The following is a 17,615-nucleotide window of genomic DNA, read 5'->3' as shown; positions in this document are numbered from 1 at the left end:
TCAATTCACAGGGATATATCGTCGGCGTCGTATGGTATAATGTCTTTGGGGTTCTCATGCGCTGCTCTTTCTTTGGTAGGATAGAGACAGTGTGCATGAGAACCCTGTTTAGTCAAAAAGTGAGTTTTGCGGTACTGCGAAAAAACAAAAAGATTGCCGCCGCACGTTGACTACCACGCCGATAGACGTCACAAAACACACGCTTGCTGATTCCGCCCGGGCGCGCACTTTTTGGCATCGCGGTTTTCCAGTCGCAAGGTATTTTCATTTCGCCAGGTGCGTTCGGCGGAATCAGCAAGCGGCGGTGTTCATTCTATAATTCGACTTTACGATGCACTCCATCCAAATCTTTACCGTCTACAACACCCAACAACACACCGCAACGTCTTTTCGCTTCTGCCTGAACTGCGGCAAGGAATTGCAAGCGGAAGCACGCGGAGTAATTGGAGCGCGCATCTTTGAGTAACCTACCCATTGTAGATTCGCATCTCGACCTCGCAGAAAATGGGACGCTGTTTGGACGTGACCTCACCTTGAGCGTGGCTGAGATCAGAGCGATTGAAAAACGCAAGACCGGGCAAGCGACCGTTTCGCTCCCTGAACTTGAACGGGGCGGCATCGCCGTCGTATTTGCAACCGTGACTGCCGGTTTTCTTGCGGCGGACGTTGGTGAAAACTTTGAACCGCGCTCGGCGATTTACCATACATCTGAGCAAGCCGAAGCGCAAGCGTTGACCCAGATTGCGTTGTATGAAACGTGGGAAAAGCAGGGACGCGTGCGATTGCTTAAATCGGTTAGCGATTTGGATGATCACGTGCAACTATGGCAAAGTGATCGCAAGCTAGGTCTGGTTATGCTGATGGAAGGCGCCGACCCCATCGTTCACGTCCGCGACCTTCCGCGATGGTGGCAGCGCGGTCTGCGAATGATCGGGCTGACGTTCGGCGACACGCAGTACGGATGCGGAGTACGTGGCGGTAGTTCCACATTCAAGCAGGGTGGCTTGACATCCGAGGGTTTTGCATTGCTTGAGCAAATGGCAGGGCTGGGTTTCATCTGGGACATTTCACATCTTGCCGAAGAGGGAATCTGGCAAGGACTCGAATGCAAATTTCCGCGCGTGTGCGCGTCCCATGCAAATGCTCAAGCCCTGACTCCAACCGACCGGCATTTGAGCGACGGCGTCATTCGCGCAATCGCCGAACGTAGCGGAGTAATTGGGCTTGTCTTATACAATGGATTTCTTGAGCCGCGCTGGAAACAAGACAAGTCAATTTCGATCACACTCGAGTATGTGCGACGACACGCGAACCATATTGCAAATCTTTGCGGATGGAATTGTATCGGAATCGGGTCTGATTTGGACGGCGGCTTTGGTCTCGAAGAGAGTCCAACGGAAATCAATACGGTGGCTGACGTGTATAAAGTAGGGTATGTCGTACCGGCTGAGGTTCGCGAGGCGGTACTAAGCACGAACTGGCTGAATTTTCTTCGTTTTGCGTTGCCGTCAGCCGCGTAATCGCCCAAAGGCAAATGGAATGCATCCCATTCAAATCTTTTCCACATACAACACAAAACAACACACCGCAGTACCTTTTCACTTTTGCCCGAACTGCGGCAAGGAATTACGAGCCGAAGAACGCGGCGCGAATGGGAGCGTGCGTTGTTCGCAATGCCGTTCGGCGTTTTACAAGAATCCATTTCCCGGCGTCACGATTCTCGTCGAAGACAATGGCAAGGTGCTGTTGGGCAAACGACACGCGCACAGTTTCAACGGCGGCAAGTGGTGCTTGCCCGGCGGGTTCATCGAGTGGAACGAGGATTTTCTCACCGCCGCGATTCGCGAGACGAAAGAAGAAACTGGGTTGGATGTGCGCATCGCGTCCATCATCAGCGTGTGCACCAATTACTTGTCGCCCAACTTACACACGCTCGTCGTCGTTCTGCGCGCGGAAATGATTGGCGGCGCGTTGCGCGCGGGCGATGACATCGCAACCGTCGCGTGGTTCTCGCCCACCGCGCTTCCCGAAATGGCATTTGAAGCAGACGCGCATATCATCGCGCGATATTTTGCGAACAAGTTTAGCGGCGCGCCGGTTGATCCGGAATTTGCTGATGCAAACCCAGATTCTTAAACGTTGACCATACAACACGGGATTGTTTTGAGAGGCGGTCACATGGAATTCGAGTACATCCAGTACGAAAAATCGGATGGCATCGCGACCATCGTGCTCGATCATCCGCCCGGCAATACGTTGAGCTTGACGATGATGCCGGACCTGACCAACGTGTTCAGCGACATTCAAAGAGACGAAACGCTCCGCGCGGCGGTTATCACCGGCGCGGGCGAACAATTCTTTTGCGCCGGCGCGGACGTGCGCGAATTGCGCTCGATTGATGCGAATGATTTCGCGCTGCGCGGTCAAGTGTTGATGCGCGAAATCGAATCTCTGTCCAAGCCGGTCATCGCGGCGATCAATGGCGCGGCATTTGGCGGCGGCTGCGAATTGGCAATGAGTTGTCATCTGCGCGTCGCCGCCGACACCGCGCGCTTTGGTCAACCCGAAATCAACTATGGTCTGATGCCCAGTTGGGGCGGCACCCAGCGATTAACGCGTTTGATCGGACGAACGCGCGCGCTGGACATGTTGCTGACCGGGCATCCCATCACCGCGCGCCGCGCCGAAGAATACGGGTTGGTGAATGCGGTCGTCCCCGCGGCAGAACTCGGCGAGGCGGCGCGAAAACTCGCAGAGCGACTTGGTCAAGCCCCGCCCCTCGTCCTCAAAGCGATTCTCGAATGTGTGGACACCGGCGTGTGGCAGGGCATCGAGCGCGGCTTGGATGCCGAGAGAAAAAGCTTTGCGTGGATTTATCACACCGAGGATGCGCGGGCAGGTCTGCGCGCCTTTTTCAACAAACAGAAACCAGAATTCAAAGGCAGATAACTATCCAGGCAGAAACCAACCTATGCCCAACCAAGCATCCCATCTTCGTCTAGACCATGTCACCAAACGCTTCGGCAAGGTCGCCGCGGTCGAACGCGTGTCGCTCGACATATTGCGCGGCTCGTTTACAACGCTGTTGGGTCCGAGCGGATGCGGCAAGACCACGCTCTTGCGCATGATCGCCGGATTTTACGAGCCGGACGATGGCGCGATTTTTTTGAACGATCAACGGATTGACCGACTGCCCGCGCATAAACGCGGCACCGCGATGGTGTTTCAGGATTACGCGCTGTGGCCCCACATGACCGTGTTCGACAACATCGCGTACGGGTTGCGGCGACGCAACGTGAAAGAGAACGAAATTCGCGAACGCGTCATCCAAACGATGGAACTCGTCGAGATGCCCGCGCCGGAAATGTTGCAACGGCGCCCCAGCGAATTGTCCGGCGGTCAACAACAACGCGTCGCGCTCGCGCGCGCGCTCATCGTCCAACCCGAAGTGTTATTGCTCGACGAGCCGCTCTCGAATCTCGACGCCAAAGTGCGTCAGCGTTTGCGCGTCGAATTGCGTCGCTTGCAAAAACGCATCAACATCACGACGGTCTATGTCACGCACGATCAAGAAGAAGCGTTGAGTCTCGCGGACATCATCGTCGTGATGAACCAGGGGCGCGTCGTGCAAATCGGCGCGCCGCGCGAGATTTACCAAAAACCCGCGTCGCGTTTCGTCGCCGAGTTTCTCGGCGTGAGCAATGTTCTGCGCGGACGCGCGTCGGCGGACGGTAAATCGGTGACGGTTGCGGGCACGACCATCGTCGCATCGCTCGCGCCGAACGCGAATGCCAGCGTGATCTTTCGCGCGGAAGATGCGACGCTCGGCGCGGGCAACGACAATCTGATCGCGTTCGCCGGTCGCGTGGACGAAGTGTTGTTCGTCGGCGCGACGTACCGGCACTATGTCGTCGTCGGCGAAGAGATGATCCTCGTAGATAGTCCGACGCCCAACCCAGAGGCGCGTGTGACGGTGTGTGTGCCGCGCGACAAGATTCAGGTGTACGCCGAGTGATCGTTGCTGTAATGTGAATGCAAGGATGTCGCGTCGCTTGCATTGGCTTGCAAAATAAATTCACTTGAGGAAAAACACTTATGCAGAACAGACTCTTGCGATGCTCGATCACGTTTGTGTTTTTTGTTTGGTGCTGTTTCTCGGTTGCGCCATCGTCGGCGCAAACTCCGTCCCCCACCGCGACCCCGCCGCCGGTTGATCCGTACTCGCTGATTTCACGCGAAAGCATGTTTGGTTTTCTGAACGATCTCACCGCGATCCAACCCTACTCCGGTTGGCGCAATTCCGGCACGGAAGGGGAACGCGAAGCGCAGGATTACGTCGCGAAAAAACTGGGCGAGATGACGTATCTCAAAAACCTGGGCGCGAAGATCGAACGCGAAAATTTTCGCGTGTTCATGGCGACCGAACTATGGGAAAGCCGGCTCTATCTGAAAATCAACGGTCGAACGACCGAAGTGCCCGCGAGCGGAATGCGTGGAGATCGCGATAATATTCCGCAGGCGCTCCGTTTCGATTCCGACGGCAAACTGAACGATCGCGAGCGCAACCCCGTAACGGTAGACAAGACCATCGCGCTCGTGCGCACGGAGGCAGATGTCCGCGCGCTAAACACGGCGGACGCGCAAAACAAAATCGTGTTCGTGGATTATGCGGCGCTCGATCGTTCGATTCTGCGCGCGCAAGATGCGCTACGCGTCGCGACGTTGTTGGTGAGCAAACAACCGGCAGCCATCGTGCTCGTGACCCAGTATTCCAATCGTCTCACCGAAAGTCACGGCGCGTTCATCGGCGATGTCAACGCGTTGAACTCGGTCGAAACCAAGCCCGCCCCGCCCGCGCTCTACGTCCGGCTGGAAGACCTTGCGCCCGCCGGCATCAAAACCTGGGACGACCTCGCGCGGATCGAGTCCGCGCGTCTGGTGTGGGATGCGGACGTTTTATCGCCAGCGCCCTCCGGCAATGTGGTCGCGCACATTCCCGGCGCAGATTCCTCGCGCGCGATCATCCTGGGTGCACACATTGACAGCCCCAATTGTCCCGGCGCGTTGGACGATGGTAGCGGCTCGGCGATTCTGCTCGAGATCGCGCGCGTGCTCAATGCCGCGCGCACCCAGCCGCCGATTGATCTGTATCTGGTTTGGTTCGGCAGCGAGGAATTGAGTCTGTACGGTTCGCATCACTTTGTGTCCACGCATCAAGACTTGCTCGACCGGACAGTCGCGATGTTGCAAATAGACGCGCTCTCGCGCCCGCTCGATGACGTGGCGGCAAACCTGGAATTGGAAACCTGGTCGTATGGGCGCTTCGGCAATGATCGCCTGCCGCTACCCGAGTACCTGACGCAAGCGGTCGCGAAGCAAGGCATTAAAACCAAACCCGCGAGCATTTACAGCGCGGGGTCCGACAATGGCGGATTCGGTGGTTTCAATGTGCCGAACGCGAATCTCATTTACCTCAACGAGGCAACCGGCATGCAACAATGGACCGTCCACTACCTGGTGCATTTTCATGATCCGTACGACACGGTAGAGCTGGCGCGCGAGGTCGCCGATGTGTTCGAGCAAATGGCGCGCGTCGCGTTGACGACCGTGCTTGAAGCGGGCAACGCGCCTAACTTGCGCGTCACGCCGCCGCCCACCCAGCGCGCGCTGTTCGTCGCCAGCCACACCGAGCAGGTTCATTTGTCGCCTGCCACGTTCACCGAATTTGGCATGGCATTGGCGCTGCAAGGCATAGACGTGGACATGGTTCCGTACGGACGCCCGGTTACAGCGGACGATCTCAAAAACACCCAGTTCGTAATCGTTCTGCCGGTGTTGGATTATCCGGAAACGAACGAGCCGTACGACGAAGCGTGGTCGCCGGCGGAAATTGCCGTGTTGGAAAAATACGTCGCGGACGGCGGCTTGCTTTTATTGACGAACACCGCGCGCCGATTCAAATCTCCCACCACGTTGTACGAGGCAAACGAGGACTGGAGCGACACGAACGCGTTGGCGGAACGTTTTGGCATCACATTTGCCGGCGCGCCGATTCCGGACAAGCAAGCGCGTTTGGAAGGCGCCAGTCCCTTGTGGGCGGGTCTATCCGCGCTGACCTTGGTGGGGAACAACAGTGTTCCGTTTACGATGACGGATGGCACAGCATTCGCCTATTCGAACAATGGCGCGGTCATGGCGATCAAGGATTATGCGCGCGGACAAGTGATTGCGCTGGGTGATGTAGGAGTGCTCAACGCGGTGGGCGATCCCAAGAATCTGCAACTCTGGAAGAACCTGGCAAGTTATGTGCGCGCGCGTTAATTTCTAGTCATGTTCACGGATCAAGCAGCTCAGCAAGTCCTAAAGACTTGGCAAGTCTACCCACCATTGCCCGCGCAAGTCGCCTACGGATTGCACACGTTTGCACGCTTGGACGCTTTCGTGATACAATAGGCGTCAGGATTTACGAAAGGGGTGATGCAAGTTCGAAAAAGTTCCAGGATACCGTGTGACAAGATTCTAACTAATGTCTCTCAAGGAGGAGAAGATGCGTTCGAAAATCGTGTTCGTAATCGCGCTCGTTGCGTTGCTGGCGTTTGCCGTGGCGTGCGCTACGCCGCCGCCCGCGCCAACCCCCGCGCCGCCAACCGCCGCGCCGAAGGCAACCGAAGCACCCAAGCCCGCCGCGCTCAAGGGCGAGTTGAACGTGCTCTGTACGCCCCAGCAAGAGTGGTGCGATGGGATGAAGAAAGAGTTCGAAACCAAGTATTCCGGCGTCACCGTCAACTTTGTCCGCTTGTCGTCTGGCGAAGCGCTAACGCGCATTCGCAACGAGAAAGCCAATCCGCAGTTCGACATCTGGTGGGGCGGTCCGGCGGATTCGTTCATCGCCGCGAAAAAAGAAGGACTGCTCGAATCGTACAAATCGCCCAACTCGGCAAACATCATTGACCAAAAATTGATGCGCGACGCGGACGATGCCTGGGTCGGCATTTACGTCGGCTCCCTGGGTTTTGCGACGAACACCAAGCAAACCGCGATCAAACCGCCCACTGCCTTCGACGATTTGATCAAGCCAGAGTTGAAAGGACAGATCGTCATCGCGCACCCGGCGTCCTCAGGCACATCGTACACGTTCATGTGCACCATTCTCCAAGTCAAGGGCGAGACGGCTGGCTGGGAGTACATGAAGAAATTCGCCGCGAACGTTTTGCTGTGGACCAAGAGCGGCGCCGCGCCCGTGCAAAACACCGGCAAGGGTGAAGCCGCGGTGGGCGTTGTGTTCTCGCACGACATCGTTGCCGGCGTTGAGACCGGTTTGCCGCTTGCGCTGACGTTCCCCGCCGAAGGCACCGGTTACGAGATCGGCGCGATGGGTCTCATCAAGGGTGGCAAGCATCCCGACCTCGCCAAGGCGTGGTTCGATTGGGCGCTTGAACCCAAGACGCAAGAACTCGGCAAAGTGTACAAGGCGTACCAAGGGTTGACCGCAAAAGGCGCGATTCCGCCCAAACCCGAACTCCTGCAAGTCAAACTGATCAACTATAACTTTGACTATTGCGGCGACAACAAGAAAGCGTTCGTAGACAAATTCTCGAACGAAATCGCCGCGGCATCGCTCGCCAAGTAAGACACGCGTAGGGGCGAGGCATGCCTCGCCCCTACCTACATCGGATCAACTATGACAGTTGCCACTCACTCCACCCCGCTCGACTCGCTCGTGCGCCGGTATCGCGAATTCCAACTCATCGCGCGCGATCCGGTTCTGCTGATCGGCTTGCTCGTCACCGGCGCGTTCATGCTCACGTTCATTGTGTGGCCCCTCGCGCGCGTGATCTACCAAGGATTTTTCGTTCCGGCGGGCGAACCGACCGCCGGCGCGTTCAGTCTGGAATATTTTCAAAACTATCTCGACCCCAAATACACCACGTTGTACTGGCAGATTTTTTTCGATACGTTGTGGATGGGGCTGGGCGCGGCGACGGGGAGCACCCTGGTCGGTTTTTTGTTCGCGTACACGATGGCGCGTTGCAACGTTCCGTTCAAACGCGCGGTGCACGCGCTCACACTCGTCCCCACGATCTCGCCGCCGTTCGCGATCGCGCTCGCGGCAATCCTGCTCTTTGGACGTTCGGGTCTCATCACCAAAGACCTGTTGCAAATTCAGTTCAAGCCGGGCGTGAACGATATTTACGGATTGGACGGTCTCATTTTCGTCCAGATCATCACCTTCTTCCCGGTCGCGTATCTCATCCTGCGTAGTTTGCTCGAACGGATTGATCCTTCGATGGAAGAAGCCGCGCTCGCGCTCGGCGCGAGCAAATGGCACATCTTTCGCACGATCACGCTTCCGCTCTTGACGCCGGGCATCGCCGGTTCGTTCCTCCTCATGTTCGTCGAGGCGCTCGCCGACCTGGGTAATCCGATTTTCATCGGCGGCAACACGACCGTGCTCTCGACGCAAATCTGGATCGCGGTCAACGGCGAGTTCAATCAGCAAAAGGGCGCGGCGTTGTCGCTGATTTTGCTCTTGCCAACGTTGACCGTGTTCCTCTTGCAACGATACTGGGTCTCGCGCAAATCGTACATCGCGGTCACCGGCAAGCCGACCGGCGGCGGCGCGGGATTCGTGAAAGAACCGCTCACGCGTTGGACGTTCATCACGCTAACGTTCCTCGTGCTCGCGCTCGTCGTCGCGCTCTACGGCGCGATCTTTCTCGGCTCGATTACGAAATTGTGGGGCATCAACTACTCGCTCGACTTGACGCACTATGCCAACGCGCTGAATCGCGGCTTGAAGGCGATTCTCGATACGACCTTCCTGTCCGCGCTCGCGACGCCGATTGCCGGACTCGCGGGCATGATCATCGCGTACCTCGTCGTCCGCAAAACGTTCAGCGGCAAAGAGGCGGTGGATTTCGCGTCGAATCTCGGCGGCGCGGTGCCGGGGACGATCCTGGGTATCGGTTACATCGTCGCGTTCATTCAAGCGCCGCTCCTCGTCGTCGCGATAATTTTTGTCGCGCTGGCGTACTATCTCGTCGGCACGAGCACGCGCAACTATTGGTCGCGCGCGGGACTGCTTTTGATCGGCACGCTTGCCGGCGTCGGCGTGAATTTTCTCGCGCTGAACGTAAAGAGCCGCGCGCCGCTGTTGAACAATCCTTTCATCGCGCCGTTTGCCAATTTGCCGATGATTGACGAGCGAACATGGACGCTCTTGCTCGCGGCGATGCTCGGCGTGGTCGGCGTGGCGAGTTTGGTTTTCGCGCCCCGCGCGCGGCGCGCGTCGTTTTTCATTTTGGTCGTGATGGCGACCTACTTGATCTCGCGTCTGTACATTGCCGACCTGACCCAGCCGTTGGTCCCGTGGGGCAGGACGATAGGCGGAGACTATATACCAAAGATCACGGCGAGTCTCGCCGCGTGGATCAATCTCTTTTTTCAACTCCCGTACGCGATCCTGGGATTCACGTACGCGGTGATTACGGGTTTCATCCTCAGCGCCTGGTCGAGTCGCGCACGCGTGTTCGGCATGTTGCTATCGCTCGTCGTGTGCAGTGCGCTGACGTTTTACGGCGAAACGCTCGCGCTCGTCGGCACGCCGTACATCATTCTCGCCGCGTACGCCGTGCGGAGTTTGCCGGCATCGGTGCGCGCGGGCATCGCGTCGCTGCAGCAAATTGATCCCGCGATTGAAGAAGCGTCCACCTCGCTCGGCGCGGACGCACAGTTGACGTTCCGCCAAGTGACCTTGCCATTGATTCTGCCGGCGTTCGTTGCCGGGTTGATCTTTAGTTTCGCGCGGCACATGACTTCGCTTTCCGCGATCATTTTTCTTTCGTCCGCGAAATGGCCCATCCTCACCGCGCTGATTATGAGCGAGGTGGAGCAGGGCGGCACATCGCTTGCCGCAGCGTACTCGATGATTCTGATTTTCATCGTGCTGGGCGCGATTGGTTTGATGTACGCGTGGGCGGGACATGCGTTCCGCTCGACCGGCGTGGAAACGACGCTGGGCGCGGGGTAAAGGCAGAAATCAGAAAGATGAAGGATGAAAATTTTTTCATCCTTCATCTTTCATCCCTCATCCTTTGGAGTACATGAATGTATCTCACCCTCGACCATCTCACCAAAAGATTTCCGGCGCGCACCAAGCAGGACGGACAAGTCGCTGCCGTTGACGACGTATCGCTCAACATTGAAAAGGGACAATTCGTTACCTTGCTGGGTCCATCGGGTTGCGGCAAGACGACGACCTTGCGCCTCATCGCGGGCTTTGAATTTCCGACGAGCGGACACATCGTGCTCGACGGCGCGCGGCTCGAAGATGTGCCACCGAACAAACGCGACATGGCGATGGTCTTTCAAAGTTACGCGATCTTTCCTCACCTCAACGTGTTTGAAAATATCGCGTATGGATTGAAAATCAAGAAACTGGCGGCGACCGAAATCAAACGGCGCAGCGACGAAGTGATGAAGTTGACCCAATTGACCGGCTTGGAGAATCGCGCGCCGAATCAACTCTCTGGCGGTCAGCAACAACGTGTCGCGCTCGCGCGCGCGCTCGTCGTCGAGCCAAAAGTGTTGTTGTTCGACGAGCCGCTCTCGAACCTCGACGCGAAACTGCGCGAGGAAATGCGTTTCGAAATTCGCGATCTGCAAAAGCGGCTGGGCATCACTGCGATCTATGTCACGCACGCGCAAGAAGAAGCGCTCGTGATGTCCGACCTCATCGCGATCATCAACAAGGGCAGACTCGCACAATTGGGATCGCCGGAGGAAATCTACGAGCGTCCGCGTTCGCGTTTTGTCGCGGACTTTATCGGCTTGTCCGATTTCCTGCCTGCAAAAGTTCAAACCGTGCACGGCGAGATGACCCAGGTTTCAGCGGCTGGCACGACGTTTGCCGTGCCCTCGGCGAACGTGGTGTTCGAAGGACAATCGCTGATACTGCACATTCGCCCGTACGACATCATGTTCGTGGACAACACCGTCACCGAGAATGTGGTGCCCGGCGTCATCCAACTCGTAACGTACCTCGGCAACATCATTGACTACCGGGTCGAGATCGGCGAGAAATTGGCTTTGCGCGTCCAAGCCGGTACCGACAATCGTTATGCGGCGGGCGACCGCGTGCGCTTGCATTTTCCCCCCTCCAAAAGCCACTTGATTGCGGAAGAGTAGGCGCACTACGCAAAACGTGATACGCAATATGCAACATATATTCCGTATTGCGTATTGCGTAATCATCTCGACTCAGTAACGCGCCGATTTGACGTACCGGCGCGTTTTTCTATAATGGTTTATGCAAACGTGTGCATAAATTAGCCACCTGGAGGCAAACATGAAATTGGGATTCAACGGCGCGACGACGATGACGAGCAATTTGGAAACCGATATTCGGATTGCCGGCGAAGCCGGGTTTGACGTGCTCGAAATCACCGCGACGAAGATGGATGCGTTTCTAAGAACGCACACGCTCGCGGACGCGCGTCAAATGATCGACGCGGCGAAACTCAAAACGCACGCGGTCAACTCGATCGAAAAGATCAACTTTCGCGATGCCGCCGGACGCACGGAGGTGCTCGCGCGCACCAAGCAGATCGGCGAGTGGTGCCAGCATCTCGATTGTCCCTGGATCATCGCGGTGCCGGGTCCCGCGCCAGCCGGCATGACCTGGCAAGCGACACGCGACGAAACCGCCACCGCTTTGCGCGCGATGAGCGAAGCCGTCACACCTTTCGGCGTGAACCTCGCGTTCGAATTCCTGGGTTTTCCCTGGTGCTCGGTGCAACGCGCCGATCAGGCGTGGGACATTGTCAAGCTGGTGAATCTGCCGAACGTTGGAATGGTGATTGACACATGTCACTTTTTCGCCGGGGACTCGACGCTCGATTCGATCAAGGCGATTGACGCACGCAAGCTCGCCGTGTTTCACATCAACGATGTCGAATCCATGCCCAAAGACCAAATCACCGATGCGAATCGCCTGTTCCCCGGTGATGGCGTGATTCCGCTCGCCAACATCATCAACGCGGTACGCGGCATCGGCTTCGACGGCGTCGCCTCGGTCGAAATCTTTCGCCCCGAGTATTGGGCGCGCGAGCCGGGTGCGGTTGCCCAAGAAGCGATTGCGAAATCAAAGCGCGTGTTGGGAATGTAATCGGCAAGTCGAGCCGGCGTGGTCTTTGACATCTCGCCGGCTTTTTGTTATACTGCTTATGCACACGTGTGCATAAAAACTCCTCTTACGATAGATCTTTTCTGTCCAAACGAGTGGTTTGAATAAACCCCAAGGAGGTTTTAAATGTCGAGTGTTACCCCCGCCCCCAAAGGTCTGCTCCCCACCGATCAGCCCGATCTGTGGTTCGAAGACAATCCGGTGGGGCGAATGAAAAAAGAAATCTGGGGGATGAACGAGGATCAACTGCAAGCGGTCCTTGCCGAGTACGGATTCCCAGCCCCCGGCGTCGAGTGGGGCAAACCCGACGCGTACATCCAAACGTCGCCGTACTGGAAAGTCATCGAGAACCGGCGCAAGAATGATGTCGTGTTCATTCCGGTCGGCTGTTCCGAATTGCACGGCAATCACTTGCCGAGCGCGGACGACACACTGTTCGTCTCGATGATCTGCGAAGGCGTGCGCCGCTACACCGAAAAGAATCGCGATGGGCACGTCAACCTCGCACTGCCGCCGCTGAATTACGGCGCGCATCCGTACCATCACCTCGGGATGCCCGGCACCGTCATCGTGCGTGAAACGGTCGTGCGCGAATTGATGATAGACGTGATGCTGGGTTTGTGGAACGCCGGTTTCCGCAAGCAAGTCATCATCAACAATCATGGGCAACTCTGGGTGCTCGAATCCGCGATTCAGGAATTTCAAAAACGTTTCCAACTGCCCGGCATCTTTCGCGTGCTCGATTGGCATCGCGGCGTGCGCGAAATGTTCCGCACGAAGGAACGCGGCGGCGACTGGGACACGAACTTTGTTCACGCCGACGAATCGGAAACGTCGTTGTCGTTGTATCTCTTCCCGCAAATGGTGGATATGAAATACGCGGTGGACACCGAGCCGCGCGCGTATCTGCCCGACGGTCATTTCGATAAATCGGTTGATCCGTTCGGTCGTCCGCATCGTTGGTCGGAAGGCGAAGGTCACTTCCCCATCGAAATCGCCGGCACGCCCGAAGGCGTCGTCGGCAAGGCGACGCGCGGCGACGCGAAAAAAGCGCTGCGCCCGCTCGCCGCGATTCTACGCTACCTCACGATGGTGAACGACGACATTCTCAAAGTATTCCCCGCCGGCGCCGTCCCGCCGGTCGAAGAGGTCACGCTGCGAACCCAGGAAGAGATGGAACCGTACTTGCGCGAACCGCTCAGCCCAGGTTGGCGACCCGTGTACGCGTTGCCGCGCATCGGGCAAGACACGCTGGTAGGATAAAGAATGAAATATGAAGGATGAAGGATGAAACTGATGCTGTGCTAGACATTCATCCTTCATCCCGCGAAGCGCGCCTTCATCCTTGATTGCTTATGAATCTCTCATTCGTCCTCTCCACCCAACCGACCCAGTTTGCCGCCGTCGCGTTCTCGCCCGATCTCGAACCCCAGCTCGCGCATCTCGCCTCGTTGGGATACGCGGGCGCAGAGCTCGCGGTGCGCGAACCGGCAAAACTCGACGCGCGCGCGGTCAAGCAGATGCTCGACCAGCATCACTTGCGCGTCCCCGCGCTCGGCACCGGGCAAGCGTACGTCGAAGAGCATCTTTCGTTCACCGATCCCGACGAATCCATCCGCGCGCGCGCGATTGAACGTGTCGAGTCGCACATCGCGCTCGCGCATGTCATTGCGAGTCTCGAAGAAGCGAAGCAATCCCTAACCCCACCCCTAACCTCCCCTTATCAAGGGGAGGGAGAGGGAGGGGTAAATGCTTCGTCACACAATTCGCTCCTCGCAATGACAACCCCATTGGTCATCCTGGGTCTGATACGCGGCAAAGAGCAATCCGGCGTCGCGCGCGAGCAAGCGCACGCGTGGATGGTGGACGCGTTGCGTCATGTTGCGCGAGCGGCGCGCTCGCAAGACGTGCGCCTCGTCCTCGAGCCAATCAATCGCTATGAAACCAATCTCATCAACACTGCGGCGGACGCACTCGACGTGATCGAGAAAGTCGGCGCAGACAACCTGGGAATCTTGTTCGACACGTTTCACGCGAACATCGAAGAACCACGCATCGAGGTGAGCTTACGCGTGTGTGGTTCGCGTTTGTTCCACGTTCACATCGCCGATTCGAATCGGTGGTTTCCCGGCGCAGGGCACATTGATTTCGCGCGCGTCATCGCAACGCTGCGCGAAATGAAATACGCGGGCTGGGTCAGCGCGGAAATCCTGCCCAAGCCGGATGTGACGCGCGCGGCGGAACAAACGATGCGAACGATGAAACCGCTGATGTGAGATGAGGAAACAGAATGCCCGCTAGCCAAGCGTCGCCAAGTAAACAGATGCGCGCGACCTGGTTTGCGGGCGTTTCACTTGCAAGCGCGCTCTTCGCGCTTGCGGCAGTCGCGCTCTTGCATCTGCTCTCACCCGAGTTCGATCCCATCACACGACCGATGAGCGATTACGCCGTCGGTCGTTTTGGCTTTTTGATGGCGAGCGCGATTTGCGCGTTAGGCGTGAGTGTGTTGAGTTTGGCGCGCGCATTATCCGCGTGTGCGCGACGCGCGGGGATCACACTTTTGAACCTTGCCGGCGTCACTTACATTGTCGCCGGAATTTTTCCGTCGGATGCGTTGCCGGACGAGACGGTGATTTCAGTCGCCGGCGCGGTCCACTTTATCGCTGGGTACGCCGCATCGCCGATGATCGTGTCCGCCGCGATTCTGCTCGCACGGAGCAACGCATCGTCACGCGAGCCGCGCGCTTTCGCGTTTGCGCTCGCGCTGTGGGCGACGCTGATCACACTCGTTGTCGTAAATACGCTGCACCTAAACGTGGGGGGATTCGGTCAGCGGATATTTATGGGGATGATTTGGCTATGGGTTTTTCTGACGGCGCGGCGCGCGGGTAAATCACTCGATCTATAATTCGACAATTCCTTGGCGCAGCGCGTTCACGACCGCGTGGGTGCGGTCATTCGCGTGGAGTTTCGCGAGGATCGCGCTGACGTGATTCTTGACCGTGCCTTCGGCGAGACCCAGGTTCGCGCCGATCTCCTTGTTCGCCAATCCTTCCATCAGCAAGCGCAAGATTTCCACTTCGCGTTCGGTCAGTTCCTCGATAAGCGGCTCGGCGCTCGCCGCGGGCTTGTTCGATTTCGACACGCGCGAAAATTCTTCGAGCAGTTTACGCGCGACCGTCGCGTTGAGGATGCTTTCGCCGGCATGCACGCGGCGAATCGCGTCGAGCAACGCATCGCTCGGCGCGTCCTTGAGCAGATAGCCGCGCGCGCCGGCGCGAATTCCGGCGAAAATCAGTTCGTCGGTATCGAATGTCGTGAGAATGATGACCTGGGTTGCCTTGCTCACCTGCGCGATTTTCTGCGTCGCCTGGATGCCGTTCAGCTTCGGCATCTTGATGTCCATCAGCGCAATGTCCGGCTGATGCTCGCGCGCGAGCGTGATCGCGCGTTCGCCATCCTCGGCGAGTCCGACCACTTGCAAGTCCGGTTGCCCGCGCAAGATGATCGCCAAACCTTGGCGAACGATTTCCTGATCGTCCACAATCAACACACGGATGCTCATACGCGTTCATTCCTTCAGCACACCATCCACGCGCGAACGTTTTTTGACTTGTGGGCTAGTCGTGCTATACTGACGTCAAACTTGTCTTTGACCCCGGTAGTTGAAACATCGAATCAAGTGAGAGTTCAGGAATGATCTCTTGCCGGGGATTGGCATTGTCAAATTGGTAGGACAGTAGGAACTGACGCGCGATGATTGCGATCACGCGGCGGTTCCTATTTTGCTTTCCGCGTGATCCTCGGCTCGGTAATCTTTCGCATCGGAGACCAAGATGAGGGACATGACGCTAACGTTGCTCCTACTGGTGACGATTGACTTGGTTGTGGGTTGCTCGGAGATCCAACCGCCGGTTGTACGCGCCGAACTGCCGCCGCAAAGCACGTACACCAATACGCCCGGACGCTGGGAAATTATTCCCGGCGCGCCGTACGAAACCCCCGCCGAAGAATCTGGATGGAAGTACATTCGCGTCCCCATCACCGTTGAGAACAAAATGTTTCAGTACTCGGCTCCGCGCATTGATCCGTCGCGCGCGCAACTGCACACCGATCAATCTGCGTTCAACGCGGATTTACTTCAAACAACCGGTTCGACCTTGTCCAAAGCCGCGCTGCTGGAATTTCCCGATAACACGCTCGCGCCGCCGGGGTTTCGCGCTACCGGAATTTATCGCGGCGATGTGCCGCAAAAATATCTGTTTCAAGCGCGCGTGCCGCAACCAGCCAAACCGATCAAACTGACGATGCCTAGTTATTTGGGGAACATTCCTCTGACCACGACGCTCAATTTACTAATTCCGACCAACGTGGAAAATCGGTACGTAATCACTCCGACGAATACGCCGGTCGAAATCGCCGGTAAAGCCTGGCTAACGGTGACTTCCATCACATCAACGCTCGCATTACCGCCGCCGAATCCGCCTGATCCGCCCGCGCACGATCGGGTTTATATCCGGCTGGATTTGCGTAGCATCAACAACGGCGGGGATAGTACGATCACTGTCCAAGCCAACGCGATTGGCGACAACGGAGTCCTGGGAAGTCCGGCGTATGATAATGCGATTGGTTGTCGCAAAGCGCCATTTGTGGTGACTCCCGCGACAACCGTTCCAACCACGCTCTGCGCGATTTTACCGCGCGGCACACGGAACGTGTATGTCATTTTGACCGGCGATTTGCACGCGGCGTACAAAATGCCGCCCTAATCGAACAACACGAGTTGAGCGCCGCGCAATTTCTCTTGAACCTTTTGCGCGATCAAGTCCAGGTGGTCTCCGTTCGCGACAAAATCAATCCGGTCCGCCGGGACGATCAGAATCGGCGCGCGATCAAACTCCTGGATCCATTCTTCGTAGAGCATATTGAGTTGCGTGAGGTACTCGGTCGCGATATTTTTTTCGTACTCGCGCCCGCGTTGCGCGATGCGCTGCGTCAACGTCGGCACCGACGCGCGCAGATAGATCACCAGGTCGGGCGCGGGCAACAGCGCGATGAGCGCCTCGTACAATTCGCGGTACGTTTTCCATTCGCGCACCGCGATGTGTCCCTGCCGATACAAATTCTTGGCGAATATCTCCGCATCTTCGTACACGCTCCGGTCTTGCACGACCGTGCGCGGAAAATCCATCAAGCCGCGCAAATCGCGCAAGCGCCGCGCGAGGAAAAAAATTTGCGAGTGGAACGACCACGCGCGCATGTTCGCGTAAAAATCTTTGAGGTACGGATTGTCCGCGACGCCTTCGAAACACGGCTCCCAGCCGAGGCGTTCGCACAGCATCGTCACGAGCGTGGACTTGCCCACGCCAATGTTTCCCGCGACGGCAATAAATTGTTTCACGCGTTACTCCTCCCGCTCCTGTCTCCGACG

Annotated in this window: 15 protein-coding genes; 13 read left to right on the top strand and 2 right to left on the bottom strand. The window is 57.4% G+C overall.

Annotated features, from left to right (window positions below):
- Window positions 1-458: 458 nt before the first annotated feature.
- From HY868_06920 to HY868_06865, 12 genes are all read left to right on the top strand, one after another.
- Complete coding sequence (locus HY868_06920) at window positions 459-1,520, top strand: membrane dipeptidase (protein MBI5301850.1); 1,062 nt, start codon at window positions 459-461, stop codon at window positions 1,518-1,520.
- Between the two features lie 19 nt (window positions 1,521-1,539).
- Window positions 1,540-2,136, top strand: coding sequence for an NUDIX domain-containing protein (locus tag HY868_06915; GenBank protein ID MBI5301849.1), 597 nt, complete (start codon window positions 1,540-1,542; stop codon window positions 2,134-2,136).
- A 42-nt stretch (window positions 2,137-2,178) separates the two neighbouring features.
- Window positions 2,179-2,949 (top strand): enoyl-CoA hydratase/isomerase family protein, encoded by a 771-nt coding sequence (locus HY868_06910; GenBank protein ID MBI5301848.1) that lies wholly within the window; start codon window positions 2,179-2,181, stop codon window positions 2,947-2,949.
- Window positions 2,950-2,971: 22 nt separating this feature from the next.
- Entirely contained in the window at window positions 2,972-4,015 is a 1,044-nt protein-coding gene (locus HY868_06905) for an ABC transporter ATP-binding protein (protein MBI5301847.1), read from the top strand.
- Between the two features lie 80 nt (window positions 4,016-4,095).
- A complete protein-coding gene (locus HY868_06900) occupies window positions 4,096-6,321 on the top strand; it encodes a M28 family peptidase (protein ID MBI5301846.1) in 2,226 nt (741 codons plus the stop codon).
- A 226-nt stretch (window positions 6,322-6,547) separates the two neighbouring features.
- Window positions 6,548-7,630 (top strand): ABC transporter substrate-binding protein, encoded by a 1,083-nt coding sequence (locus HY868_06895; GenBank protein ID MBI5301845.1) that lies wholly within the window; start codon window positions 6,548-6,550, stop codon window positions 7,628-7,630.
- A gap of 51 nt (window positions 7,631-7,681) precedes the next feature.
- Window positions 7,682-10,030 carry an ABC transporter permease subunit gene (locus tag HY868_06890; protein MBI5301844.1) on the top strand — a complete coding sequence of 783 codons (2,349 nt, stop codon included), beginning with the start codon at window positions 7,682-7,684 and terminating at the stop codon, window positions 10,028-10,030.
- 77 nt (window positions 10,031-10,107) lie between these two features.
- Window positions 10,108-11,187, top strand: coding sequence for an ABC transporter ATP-binding protein (locus tag HY868_06885; protein MBI5301843.1), 1,080 nt, complete (start codon window positions 10,108-10,110; stop codon window positions 11,185-11,187).
- A gap of 160 nt (window positions 11,188-11,347) precedes the next feature.
- Complete coding sequence (locus tag HY868_06880) at window positions 11,348-12,166, top strand: sugar phosphate isomerase/epimerase (protein MBI5301842.1); 819 nt, start codon at window positions 11,348-11,350, stop codon at window positions 12,164-12,166.
- A 249-nt stretch (window positions 12,167-12,415) separates the two neighbouring features.
- Window positions 12,416-13,447, top strand: a complete 1,032-nt coding sequence (locus HY868_06875) for a creatininase family protein (GenBank protein MBI5301841.1) — start codon at window positions 12,416-12,418, stop codon at window positions 13,445-13,447.
- A 92-nt stretch (window positions 13,448-13,539) separates the two neighbouring features.
- Entirely contained in the window at window positions 13,540-14,460 is a 921-nt protein-coding gene (locus tag HY868_06870) for a sugar phosphate isomerase/epimerase (GenBank protein MBI5301840.1), read from the top strand.
- A 14-nt stretch (window positions 14,461-14,474) separates the two neighbouring features.
- Complete coding sequence (locus HY868_06865) at window positions 14,475-15,092, top strand: DUF998 domain-containing protein (protein MBI5301839.1); 618 nt, start codon at window positions 14,475-14,477, stop codon at window positions 15,090-15,092.
- Here HY868_06865 and HY868_06860 read toward each other — a convergent pair.
- Window positions 15,087-15,749: a response regulator transcription factor gene (locus HY868_06860; GenBank protein MBI5301838.1), complete on the bottom strand. Its 663-nt coding sequence runs from the start codon at window positions 15,747-15,749 to the stop codon at window positions 15,087-15,089. The genes HY868_06865 and HY868_06860 overlap by 6 nt on opposite strands.
- A 271-nt stretch (window positions 15,750-16,020) precedes the next feature.
- Between HY868_06860 and HY868_06855 the strand changes: the two genes are divergently transcribed.
- Complete coding sequence (locus HY868_06855) at window positions 16,021-16,953, top strand: hypothetical protein (protein MBI5301837.1); 933 nt, start codon at window positions 16,021-16,023, stop codon at window positions 16,951-16,953.
- On the opposite strand, the gene HY868_06850 is transcribed toward HY868_06855, so the two are convergent.
- Window positions 16,950-17,585 carry a deoxynucleoside kinase gene (locus tag HY868_06850; protein MBI5301836.1) on the bottom strand — a complete coding sequence of 212 codons (636 nt, stop codon included), beginning with the start codon at window positions 17,583-17,585 and terminating at the stop codon, window positions 16,950-16,952. The genes HY868_06855 and HY868_06850 overlap by 4 nt on opposite strands.
- Window positions 17,586-17,615: the final 30 nt, after the last annotated feature.

The organism is Chloroflexota bacterium (assembly GCA_016219275.1).
Classification (GTDB): domain Bacteria; phylum Chloroflexota; class Anaerolineae; order UBA4142; family UBA4142; genus JACRBM01.
Note: the sequence above shows the minus strand (reverse complement) of the source record. Positions and strands in the feature narration are given on the sequence as shown.